Consider the following 11034-nt stretch of genomic DNA (forward strand, 5'->3'; position numbering starts at 1 on the left):
CGCGGCGGCCATGTCGCAGAGCGCCTTCACCGCGCCCCACGTCAGCGTCTTCGTCGACGTGGACGCGACCCGCACGATGGAGTTCGTCAAGCGCCTGAAGAACTCGCCCGACTTCGCCGGCACCAAGGTGTCGCCGCTGCTGATCATGGCGAAGGCCATCATCTGGGCGGTCCGGCGGAACCCCACCGTCAACTCGGCGTGGACCGACTCCGAGATCATCGTGCGGCACTACGTGAACCTCGGCATCGCCGCGGCCACCCCTCGCGGCCTCATCGTGCCCAACGTGAAGGACGCGCAGTCGATGAGCCTGCTCGAGCTGGCCCAGGCCCTCGAGAAGCTCACCCTCGACGCCCGCGACGGCAAGACGGCGCCCGCCGACATGCAGAACGGCACCATCACGATCACCAACATCGGCGTCTTCGGCATGGACACGGGCACCCCGATCCTGAACCCGGGCGAGGTCGCGATCATCGCCCTCGGCACGATCAAGCAGAAGCCGTGGGTCGTCGACGGCGAGGTCCGCCCCCGCTACGTCACCACGGTCGGCGGATCCTTCGACCACCGCGTCGTCGACGGGGACGTCGTCAGCCGCTTCGTCGCCGACGTGGCGAGCGTGCTGGAGGAGCCGGCGCTGCTGCTCGACTGAGTCGTCTCGAGCGGACTCCTCCTGCGTCGTCGTTCGCTCCGCGGTCGGCTCGGGGAGGTGGTCGCGTTCCGCAGAGCGGGGGGGCGTTCCGCTACGGCGATCCGCTGGCACGCGGATCGCCGGTTCGCTGGGCGGTGCTCGGCTTGTCGGTCGCCTGCGTGCCCATCGGACGTGGGGCGGTAGTCACTCCGACGGCCTCCGCGTGCACGGTGCTCGTCCCGCGGAGTCGCGCTGATGCAGGATCAGGTCCAGGCCCGGTGGTAGCGGGGGTGCGGTGCGAGGGGAGTGCCGAGGACGGCGGCGGCGTGCCGGGGGAAGTGGGGGTTCCGCAGGAGCTCACGGCCGAGCATGACGGCGTCCGCGGAACCTGAGGCGACGATCTCCGCCGCCTGCGACGGCGCCGTGATGAGTCCCACCGCCGAAACGGGAACGCCGCCGAGCGAGCGGACGGTCCGGGCGCCCGGCACCTGGTAGCCGGGCGCGGGGGAGTACTCGGCACCGGCGCTGAGGCCGCCGGACGAGCAGTCGATCAGATCGACTCCCTCGCCGACGAGAGTGCGCGCGAGCGCAGCGGTGTCGACCGCCGTCGTGCCACCCGGCGCGACGTCGTCGACCGAGAGGCGGACGAACAGCGGCTTGTGCGCGGGCCACACCGCCCGCACGGCGCGAACGCACTCGAGGAGCAGGCGCGCGCGGTGCGGCCCGCCCCACTCGTCCGAGCGCAGGTTCGCCGCGGGGGAGAGGAACTCGTGCAGCAGGTAGCCGTGCGCCCCGTGCAGCTCGACCACGTCGAAGCCCGCCGCGTCGGCCCGGCGCGCAGCGGCGGCGAACGCTGCGACGACGTCGGTGAGCTCGTCCGTGGAGGCGGCGCGCGGCCGTGCGTAGCGGCCGAACGCCTCACCGGTCGCGCCCAGCGTGCTCCAGCCGCCCTCCTCGAGCGGCACGGACCGGTTCCAGGCCGCGTCACCGGGCAGTCCCCGGTACTTGCCGCCCTTGCGGCCGGCGTGGGCGAGCTGCACCCCCGCGACCGAGCCCTGCGCGTGCACCAGATCGGTCACGCGCCGCCAGCCGTCGATGTGCGCGTCCGACCACAGGCCGGCGTCCTGCGGGGTGACCCGGCCTTCCGGCAGGACCGCGGTGGCCTCGGTCACGACCAGCCCGGCGCCTCCGAGGGCGAACTGCCCGTAGTGCGCGAGGTGCCAGTCGCCGACGATCCCGTCCTCGTCCTCGCTCGCGTAGGTGCACATCGGCGACAGCCACAGGCGGTTCGGGATGCGCGTCCCGCGCAGGACGAGCGGGTCGAACAGCTCGGCGCCGACCGCGGCACCCGCGGTGCTCGGAACGTCCTCAACAGTGCTCACGGGGTTCCTCCGGATCCGGCGCGGTGCCCGCGCACGATGGCGATGATGTTGAGGATCAGCAGCACCAGTCCGATGCCGCCGATCCAGGCGCCGAGCGAGCGGATGCCGCCGGCGTCGAACTCGGTCCCGACGCTGTGCGCGACGATCACGGCCGAGAGGGCCGCCCCGAGGTACTGGGAGGTGCGGTAGACGCCGGACGCGCTGCCCGCGCTGCTCTCGGGCACCGCGCTGTGCAGGATCAGCTGGTTGCCCAGGTTGTTGAAGCCGTTGGGCACTCCGAGCAGTCCACTCGCGACGGCGAGCAGCCAGAGCGGAGAGGCGGTGTCGACCGCGACGGCGAGGACGCCTCCGCCGACGACCATCGCGGCAGTGCCGATGAGGAGCAGGGTGCGGGGTGCCAGACGGCGGCCCATCCGGGTCGCGAGGATCGTGGAGACCACTCCCACGGCGAAGACGGGGAACATCAGGAGCCCGGTGACCGCGGCGTCGAGCCCCCGCGACTCCTCGAGCCACTGCGGCAGACCGTAGAAGATGCAGTAGAACGAGACGAACGTGACGACGGCGCGGAGGCACGTGATGCCGAGCTGCCTGTGGCGCACCATCAGGCGCACGTCGACGAAGGGGGTCGCCGCGCGGAGCTCCCGCCAGACGAACAGCCCTGCCAGCGGAGCGGCCGCTGCGAAGAGCAGCCAGAGCGGGTCGCCCTCGAGCGACAGCAGCCCGGTCATCAGCAGCACCAGCGCCGCGACGAACAGCACGAGTCCGAGCGGGTCGATCGCCCGCACCGCCGTGAGCACGCGCATCCGCGGGCGCTCCTCGTCCTTCGGTACCGCGACCAGCACCCAGATCACCGCGTTCAGCACGATCGGGAGGTTGACCCAGAAGATCCCCTGCCAGCCGAAGGCGACGACGAGGAGGCCTCCGATGGTCGGTCCCAGCGCCGCCATGGTCTGCCCGCACAGCGCGACGACGCCGATCGCTCCGACCGGACTGCGCTCAGTCCGCGCGGCGGCACGCCTGATGATCGCCATGGCGGCGGGGAACTGCAGCGAGGTGCCCAGGCCGAGGACGACCCGATCGATCACGAGGGCCTCGACCGAGGGCATGAACGGGCCGGCGAGGGAGGCGGCGAGGGCGATCACCAGGCCGGCGAGATAGACCCGGCGAGCCCCGAACAGGTCGGCGAACTTGCCGCCGGTCGGCGAGCCGACCGCCGCCGCGATGTAGAGGCCGGACACGATCCACGGGATCGCGGCGGACGAGCCGAAGTGGACGGCGATCGGGATGAGGGCGACGGCGACGACGGCCGAGTTGAGCCCCTGCAGGATCGTGCCGGATCCGAGCGCCCAGCCGAGGCTGCGCGGCAGCGGGGGCAGGGCGGCATCGGGGCGCGCGAGGGTGTTGCTTCCTGTGGTCACGGAAGGCCGATCTGGGAGGCGGATCGCGGAGCGGTCCGGGAGGAACGGGGTGGTGCGGCGGCGCTGCGGAGCGCGGAGGCGTCAGACCGGCAGAGCGGCGACCTCGCCCGGCGTGAGCAGCACGACATCGGGGTGCGAGGCGAGCGCGGTGAGCGTCCGCTCGGCGATGTCGGCGTAGCAGGCCTGCCCGCTGACCCACCCGAACAGGCTCAGGCCCAGGTGGCGGGCACCGACCACGTCGGCGTCGGCCACGAGCTGGTCGACGGTGTCGGCGAGCATCCGCTCGTACTCGCCGCGGCGCTGACCCCGGGTGAAGAGCGCGTACACGTCCTCCGTCTCGAGGGCGAAGGGGACCGCCGTCAGCCCTTCGGCGTCTCCGTCCAGGGCCACGGGACGCTCGTCGATCGGCCAGTCGCCGAACCAGCGGTAGCCGGCCTCGCGCAGCAGCCGGGTGGTCCGCGAAGACTGACCGCGCTCCGGACCGAACCAGCCGACGGACGTGCGGCCGGTCGCCGCGGCCACCGTCTCGGTCGCCTCCGCGATGTAGGCGCGCTCCTCCTCGAGGCCCATCGCCTCCGACAGGATGATGTTGGCCGCGCTGCCGCGCACGACGATCTCGTCGGCCCGTTCCGCGGCCAGCCGGGCCAGCCCCGGCATCGTGCGCACGCCGAAGGAGTCGAGTGCGACCGCCACCGGGACGTCGGCGTCGCGGGCGATGTCGAGCAGGCGCCAGAGGCCGACCGACAGCCCGAAGTCCCACTGCGACAGCCGCGCGACCTGGCCGTGCCGCGGCTCCGCGGTGTCGCGGCCGACTCCGCCCTGCATCGAGAGCGGCGTCCGGGATCCGGCGGGCGGGACGTCCCGGTAGCTCGGCGCGTGCAGCAGCACGCTCACCGCGAGCTTCGCTGCTCCGGGCAGCGTCCACGGCTGCCGTCCGCCGTCCCAGGCGCGGGGCAGGGTCGGGGCGAAGACCGTGGCGTCCGCCGGATGCTGCAGCAGTGGTGCGCTCATGCGAGCACGTCCTTCCGCAGCTCGGCGTGGGCGAGCTGCTCGTCGTAGTGGTTCTCGAGGTAGTGGTCGGCGATGTCGCCGGCCCGGGTGATCCAGAGCCGGTCGTCCGAGCGGAGGAAGTCGAAGATCTCCTCGAGGTAGCGGCTGACGCCGGGCTGCCCCGAGACGAAGGGGTGCGTGGCGATGCAGGCGACCCGCCCCTGCCCGTCCTTCTCGGCGTCGCGCAGCAGGCGGCTGATCTGGGCCTTCGCCAGCTCGACCATTCCGGGCCCGTCGAAGTGCTTGGCGACCAGCAGCGGCACGTCGTTGACGATGAAGCTGTAGGGCATCGAGACCAGCCGTCCCGCGGCTTCACCGCCCACGCGCAGGGGGCGGGGCTGCTCGTCGTGGATCCAGTCGGCGTGGTAGGTCATGCCGTGCTTGGACATGAGGTCCGCCGTGTCGTCGGTGCCGCTGATCTTGGGGCCGAGCATGCCCTTGATCCGGCGGCCGCCGTAGTAGGTCTCGCTGAGACGCTGCGACAGCTCGAGGAACTCGTCCTCCTCGTCGTACGACAGGTCGTAGATCGGGCGGAGGTTCGAGATCCCGTGGCTCATCACCTCCCAGTCGCGGGACAGCATCTCGTCGCGGATCTCGGGGTGCTCCTCGAGGATCGAGAGGCTGAGCGACACCGTCGAGGGGATCGCGTAGCGGTCGACGGCCCGCAGCATCCGCTTGAAGGCGACGCGGTTGCCGGCGTCGCGGTGCATGTAGTGCTGGACGTCGGGCGCGGGGGTCCGGCCCTGCGGCCCGCCCGGACCGCTGCCCGGAGCGATGTAGTCGTAGTGCTCGACGTTGGGAGCGTGCCACACGGCGACCGTGCGCCCCCCGGGCCAGGTGACCTGCGGCCGGGTCGGCAGAGCGTCGAAGACCATCCGCTCGTCCGTGGACAGCCCCGAGGAGCGCGGGTCCGCGGCCCTCACGCGGGCACCGCCGCCGCTTCCGCGGAGCGCTCCCCGGCACGGGCGGCGAAGCGCTCGAGCATCCACTCCTTCGACACGACATCGCCGAAGCGGTCCTGCATGTCCCAGAGCGAGACCTCGCCGGACAGGGTGCGGAAGTCGTCGCAGCACTCCTCGACGATCGAGATCCGGTAGTCGCGGTACGCGGCGTCGACGACCGTCGCGCGGACGCAGCCGCTGGTCGAGGTCCCGGCCATGACGACCTCGTCGACTCCAAGGGACTGCAGCAGTTCGTGCAGCCGCGTCTCGTAGAAGCCCGAGGCGACCGTCTTCTCGACGATGTGGTCTCCGGGGCGGGGCGGCACGGCCGAGGAGATCTCGGTCCAGGGGTTGCCCCGCTCGCAGCGCTCGGTGAGGCTCGAGCGCACGCGCTGGGCGAGCATCCGGTCCTCGAGCGAGTCGAGGATCATGACGAGGTAGACCACGGGCACGCCGGCGGCCCTCGCCGCTTCGAGCAGCTCGTTCGTGTGCGCCAGTGCGATCGGGGTCGAGGGGCCGACGTGCTCGTGCTCGGTGAACGCGCGCTGGAAGTCGACCACGACGACAGCGGGTCTGCTGCCGGGTCCGACCTTGGTGCGGTTCGCGCGGAGGGTGCGGATGCGGGCGACTTCGACGTTCCAGTCGATGGCCATGGTGGTCCTTCCGGTGTGCGGTGTGCGGTGTGCGGTGCGGTGCGGTGCGTGCTGTCAGGCGAGGGCGGCGAGCGCTGCGCCGGCCGGGCGCTCGAGGCGGAGAGCCTCGACGACCGCGAGCACGTCGTGCCTGTCGAAGCGCTCGACCTCGACCAGAGCGGCGTCGAGGAGGCCGTCGACGGCCGACGGGGTGAAGGGCGTGAGGGTGGAGTCTCCGAGCGGATGCCCGACGTCGACCGTGATCGGCGGTGCGTCGTGCAGTCGCAGAGTCAGGCGGGCGGGGCGGCCCGATGCGGCGAAGAGCGGCCCGTCGGCGTCGGACGCCGCGCGCACGTCCACGACGGAGGCGATCGGGAGCAGCGCCGCAGCGTGGTCCGGATCGGAGCGCGAGTGGTCGACGTCGCCGTGCACGAGTGCGCTGGCGACGGCGAAGGGCACCGAGAAGTAGGCGCCGTGACGGGTCGTCCACGTGGTCGCCGTCAGTTCCGCGGCCTTGCCCGTGACGACGAGCTCCACCGCCTGCACGTCGTCGAGCGACCGACCGGAGGAGGCGAGCAGCGAGCGGGCGTGCAGGGCCGCGTCCGCCGGTCCGTGGGTGTAGGCGCACGCGGAGTAGCGCTTGAGGTAGCCGCTCTCGATCAGCCACTCGCCCTCGTCGAGACCCCGGACGAGGGTCTCCGCGTCGACGGTCCCGAGCCGACCGCCGAGGGCCGGCTCGAGCCCGGACACGCGCTCGTGGGGCCGGACGGCGGCGAAGCGAGCCGCGGCGATCCCCGCCGTGTTGCCGGCTCCGATCCACTGGTCGCGCACCGCCGAGCCGGCGAGGACCGGGGCCCAGCTCGTCGACACCGGCAGAGCGCAGCCCGCGTCGATCGCCGTGCGGATCCCGCTCGCGTCCAAGCCGAGCAGCACGGCGCAGCCCGCGGCCGCCCCGGCGACACCGAAGGTGCCGTGGGTGTGGACGTCGGGAGCGAAGTCGGTCGCGCGGCCCAGGCGGGCGCCGACCTCGTACGCGACGAGGAGCGCCCGTCGGGTCCGGGGTCCGCTGCTGCCCAGGCTCTCCGCAAGGGCGAGGACGGCGGGGAAGGACTGGGCGGCGGGGTGGCCCTTCGACTCCTTGTGGCCCTCGTCCCGCTCCATGGCGACCGCGGCCACTCCGTTCATCCAGGCAGCGGTCTCGACGGGGACGCGGAGGCCGGTGCCGAAGAGCGTCGCGGCTCCCGGCTCGGGTCGCCAGGCGGCCACGAGTTCGCGCTGGGCGGCCGATGCCGCAGCGCCCACGGTCACGGCGAGCAGGTTGGCGAGGACGCGGTCCAGGGCGGAGTCGGTGGAGGCCGGGACCGTCGCCCTGCCCTCGCCGACGGCGTGCGCCCACTCAGCGAGCTCGAGCACCGCCTCCTCGAGGGGGCTGGGGATCGCGCTCATCTCACACCCCCAGGTAGGCGGCCTGGACCCGCTGGTCGGCGGCGAGCTCCGCTCCCGAGCCCTCCAGCACGACCGAGCCGGACTCGAGCACGTAGGCGCGGTCGGCGAGCGCGAGCACCTGACTCGCGTTCTGCTCGACGATCAGGATGCTGACGCCCCGCTCGCGGATCGCGGAGACCGCGTGGAAGACGTCCCAGGTGAGCTTGGGGGAGAGGCCCGTGGACGGCTCGTCGAGCATGAGGAGCCGCGGAGCGCCCATCAGTGCGCGGGCGATCGCGAGCATCTGCTGCTGGCCGCCCGACATCGTCTCGGCGTGCTGGCTCCGGCGCTCCGCGAGGATGGGGAACAGCTCGAGGATCTCGGCTTCGGTGAATCCGGTGCGGTCGCGGCGGGCCCAGGCGCCCATCTGCAGGTTCTCCTCGACCGTCAGCGCGCCGAACAGCGCGCGGTGCTCGGGCACGAGCATCAGGCCCCGCTTGGCGAGGTCGTAGCTGCGGCCGTGGGGGACGGTGCGGCCCTCGAAGCGGATCGCGCCGCCGTGCTGCTTCACCTCGCCGACGATCGTCTTCAGAGTGGTCGACTTGCCGGCGCCGTTGGCCCCCACGATCGCGACGACCTCGCCCGGATCGACGCGCAGGCTCAGCCCGTGCAGGATCTCGAGACCGTGGTAGCCGCTGCGGACGTCGTCGAGCTCAAGCATGGGAGTACTCCTGACCGAGGTAGGCGGTGATGACCCGGGGGTCGGACAGCACGTCGTCGACCTGGCCCTCGGCGAGCACGGCTCCCTGGTCCATCATCACGACGCTGTCGCTGAGGCGCCGGACCGCCGCCATGATGTGCTCGATGAAGACCATGGTCATGCCCTCCTCCGTGCGCAGCCGCTCGAGCAGCTCGAGAACCGGCGTGCGCTCGGCGGGGACCAGGCCCGCGAGCACCTCGTCGAGCAGCAGCACCCGCGGGCGCATCGCGACCGCTCGGGCGAGCTCGAGCCGCTTCTGGACCGCGGTGGGGAGCGACCCGGACACCCGGTCCGCCCACTCGCCCAGGCCGGTCTGCTCGAGGGCGTGCAGGGCGTCGGCCCGCGCGGCGCGCTCGCCCCGCGCTCCCCGGCTCATCGTCGCGATCGTGATGTTCTCGAGGACGGTCATCGTGGCGAAGGGCCGCATGAGCTGGAAGGTGCGCACCATGCCCAGGCGGGCGAGACGGTGCGTGGGCAGGCCCGTGACGTCGCGCCCGTCGAGCACGACGGTGCCCGCATCCGGAGCGAACGACCCGGTGATGCAGTTGAAGAGGGTGGTCTTCCCGGCGCCGTTCGCGCCGATCACCCCCAGGATCGAGCCCTCGTCGACGCTGAGGTCGACGCCCTGGAGGGCCTTCAGCCCCCGGAAGGACTTCGCGATGCCGCGGACTTCGAGCAGGCTCACTTCTTCGTCACCTTCTTCAGGATCGTGCCCCAGATGCCCTTGGGCAGGAGGATCACGACGGCGATCAGGATGACCGCGTACAGCAGGACGTCGAGACCGCCGTGCCCGGCGAGGAACTCGAAGGGGGCGGGCGGATTCCGCAGGAACGCGGCCACGAGATCCGACAGCGGCGCCATCACGACGGCTCCGATCAGCGGACCCCAGAGGGTGCCGGCTCCACCGACGACAGCGGTGATGATGGCATTGTTCGACACGCTCGCGCCGAAGGCGAGGTCGGGGTCGATGAACATCGTGAACTGCAGGTAGAGCATCCCGGCGCTCGCCGTGACGGCGGCCGAGATCGCCACCGCCGTGAGCTTGTAGCGCAGGACGTTCACGCCGAGGGCGGCGGCCGCCATGTCGTCGTCGCGGACGGCCATGGTGAAGCGGCCGGTGCGGCTGCGGACGAAGACGATGCTCACCGCCAGGGCGATGCCGACCATCAGCAGGCCGATCCAGAAGTAGTACGGGGAGCCGGCGGAGAACTGGAACATGCCGAGCGACTGCTCGGGGAGCACCGGCACCGTGAAGCCGACCGTGCGGCGCAGCGTCTCGTTGCCCGTGACGAACAGGCGCAGGGCCTCCGCGAAGGCGAAGGTCGACATGGCGTAGTACGCGCCCGTCAGCTTGTAGCGCAGGGCCAGGTAGCTGATGCCCAGAGCGGCGACCACGGCGATGGCCATCCCGGCGAGCAGCCCGAGCCACGGGCTCAGCCCGAGCTCGGCGACGAAGTAGGCCGTCGTGTACGCGCCGATGCCGAAGTAGGCGGCGTGGCCGAAGCTGAACATGCCGCCGAACCCGCTCATGATGTTCCAGCCGATGCCCATGAGAGCGAAGATCAGCACGCGCACGGCGATGGTCAGCTCGGCCGTCGGCAGGACGAACGGCAGCGCGGCGCCGACGATCAGAACGGCGGCGAGCACGAGGTAGTCGACGGGGACGCGGCGGGAGGGTCGCAGGGCGGTGACCGGGAGGTCGGCGCTCACGCGGGGCGCGGTGGTGGTCACGAGGCCCTCCCGAAGACGCCCTTGGGCTTCACGAACAGCACGATGAGGAAGACGACGAAGACGGCGAGCAGGGGGCTCTGGCCGGGCAGGATCAGCGCACCGAGCTGCTCGGTGAGACCGACGACCAAGCCGCCCACGAGCGCTCCGGGGACGTTGCCCATGCCGCCGAGGACGACGACGACGAAGGCGGTCAGGTTGAAGATCGCGCCCGCTGTGGGCTGGATCGTCGTGAACGGAGCGACGAGGGTCCCCGCGGCCCCTGCGGCACCCGCTCCGATCGCGAAGGTGAGGATGTAGATGCGCTTGATGTCGATGCCCACCAGGCGTGCGCCCTCGGGGTTCGCGGCGACCGCGCGGATGGCCGTGCCGACCTTCGTGCGCTGCAGCAGCACCCAGAGCACGGCGACCAGTGCGAGGGCGCCGGCGAACGCGTAGATGCGGGCCAGCTCGACGGTGGCGCCGAGGACCGGCACTCCGCTGTTGCCCGGCAGCTGCACCGAGAGGGGGTTGGGGCCGAAGACGAGCAGCAGGATGTTCTCGATCGCGAGAGCCAGCCCGATCGTGATGAGCAGCTGCGTGTGCAGGGGTGCGCGCATGATCGGGTTGAGGAGGAGGGCCTGCACCAGCGCCCCGATCGCCAGCATCACGGGGACGGTGATCAGCAGCGCCAGGTACGGGTGCACCCCCGTCGACGAGACGACCACGTAGCTGATGTAAAGCGAGAGCCCCACCATCGCGCCGTTCGCGAAGTTGATGATGTGCAGAACGCCGTAGATCAGCGTCAGCCCCATGGCGACGAGGCTGTAGATGCCGCCGGTCAGGACGCCGGTGACGAGCGCCTGGGTCAGGACGGCGGGACTCCCGCTGGACACGCCGGCCGCGACGGTCACCGCGAGCAGGATCACGACGGTCACGACGAGAGTCCGGAGGGTCTCGGCGCGGGGCAGGCGGCGCCGGGAGGGCGTCGGGGTGCCGGAGGCCGGATCCTCCGGCGGCGGTGACGGCTGCGCCGTCGTCGCGGTGCTGATGGTGGTCGACATGACTGCTTCCCTGGTGCGGAGGGGGTGGAC

Annotated in this window: 11 protein-coding genes; 1 reads left to right on the top strand and 10 read right to left on the bottom strand. The window is 72.0% G+C overall.

What is annotated here, in order from left to right:
- On the top strand, nucleotides 1-646 hold a 646-nt coding region (locus NB037_RS16620; RefSeq protein ID WP_251947744.1), incomplete at its 5' end, for a dihydrolipoamide acetyltransferase family protein.
- A gap of 242 nt (nucleotides 647-888) precedes the next feature.
- Here NB037_RS16620 and NB037_RS16625 read toward each other — a convergent pair.
- From NB037_RS16625 to NB037_RS16670, 10 genes are all read right to left on the bottom strand, one after another.
- Nucleotides 889-2007 (bottom strand): NADH:flavin oxidoreductase/NADH oxidase, encoded by a 1119-nt coding sequence (locus NB037_RS16625; RefSeq protein WP_251947746.1) that lies wholly within the window; start codon nucleotides 2005-2007, stop codon nucleotides 889-891.
- Complete coding sequence (locus NB037_RS16630) at nucleotides 2004-3425, bottom strand: MFS transporter (protein ID WP_251947748.1); 1422 nt, start codon at nucleotides 3423-3425, stop codon at nucleotides 2004-2006. The genes NB037_RS16625 and NB037_RS16630 overlap by 4 nt, the downstream gene beginning before the upstream one ends.
- Nucleotides 3426-3506: 81 nt before the next feature.
- Complete coding sequence (locus tag NB037_RS16635; protein ID WP_251947750.1) at nucleotides 3507-4436, bottom strand: polysaccharide deacetylase family protein; 930 nt, start codon at nucleotides 4434-4436, stop codon at nucleotides 3507-3509.
- Nucleotides 4433-5350 carry a polysaccharide deacetylase family protein gene (locus NB037_RS16640; RefSeq protein WP_251947752.1) on the bottom strand — a complete coding sequence of 306 codons (918 nt, stop codon included), beginning with the start codon at nucleotides 5348-5350 and terminating at the stop codon, nucleotides 4433-4435. The genes NB037_RS16635 and NB037_RS16640 overlap by 4 nt, the downstream gene beginning before the upstream one ends.
- 44 nt (nucleotides 5351-5394) lie before the next feature.
- Nucleotides 5395-6069: a cysteine hydrolase family protein gene (locus NB037_RS16645; protein ID WP_251947755.1), complete on the bottom strand. Its 675-nt coding sequence runs from the start codon at nucleotides 6067-6069 to the stop codon at nucleotides 5395-5397.
- Nucleotides 6070-6123: 54 nt separating this feature from the next.
- A complete protein-coding gene (locus NB037_RS16650) occupies nucleotides 6124-7494 on the bottom strand; it encodes an MmgE/PrpD family protein (RefSeq protein ID WP_251947757.1) in 1371 nt (456 codons plus the stop codon).
- Between the two features lies 1 nt (nucleotide 7495).
- Nucleotides 7496-8194 carry an ABC transporter ATP-binding protein gene (locus tag NB037_RS16655; RefSeq protein ID WP_251947759.1) on the bottom strand — a complete coding sequence of 233 codons (699 nt, stop codon included), beginning with the start codon at nucleotides 8192-8194 and terminating at the stop codon, nucleotides 7496-7498.
- Nucleotides 8187-8918 (bottom strand): ABC transporter ATP-binding protein, encoded by a 732-nt coding sequence (locus NB037_RS16660; RefSeq protein ID WP_251947762.1) that lies wholly within the window; start codon nucleotides 8916-8918, stop codon nucleotides 8187-8189. The genes NB037_RS16655 and NB037_RS16660 overlap by 8 nt, the downstream gene beginning before the upstream one ends.
- Complete coding sequence (locus NB037_RS16665) at nucleotides 8915-9964, bottom strand: branched-chain amino acid ABC transporter permease (RefSeq protein ID WP_251947764.1); 1050 nt, start codon at nucleotides 9962-9964, stop codon at nucleotides 8915-8917. Before NB037_RS16665 ends, NB037_RS16660 begins: the two co-directional genes overlap by 4 nt.
- Nucleotides 9961-11034: branched-chain amino acid ABC transporter permease (locus NB037_RS16670; protein WP_251947766.1), on the bottom strand; the 1074-nt coding region annotated here is incomplete at its 5' end. The genes NB037_RS16665 and NB037_RS16670, both read right to left, overlap by 4 nt.

Source organism: Rathayibacter rubneri, assembly GCF_023743255.1.
Classification (GTDB): Bacteria; Actinomycetota; Actinomycetes; order Actinomycetales; family Microbacteriaceae; genus Rathayibacter; species Rathayibacter rubneri.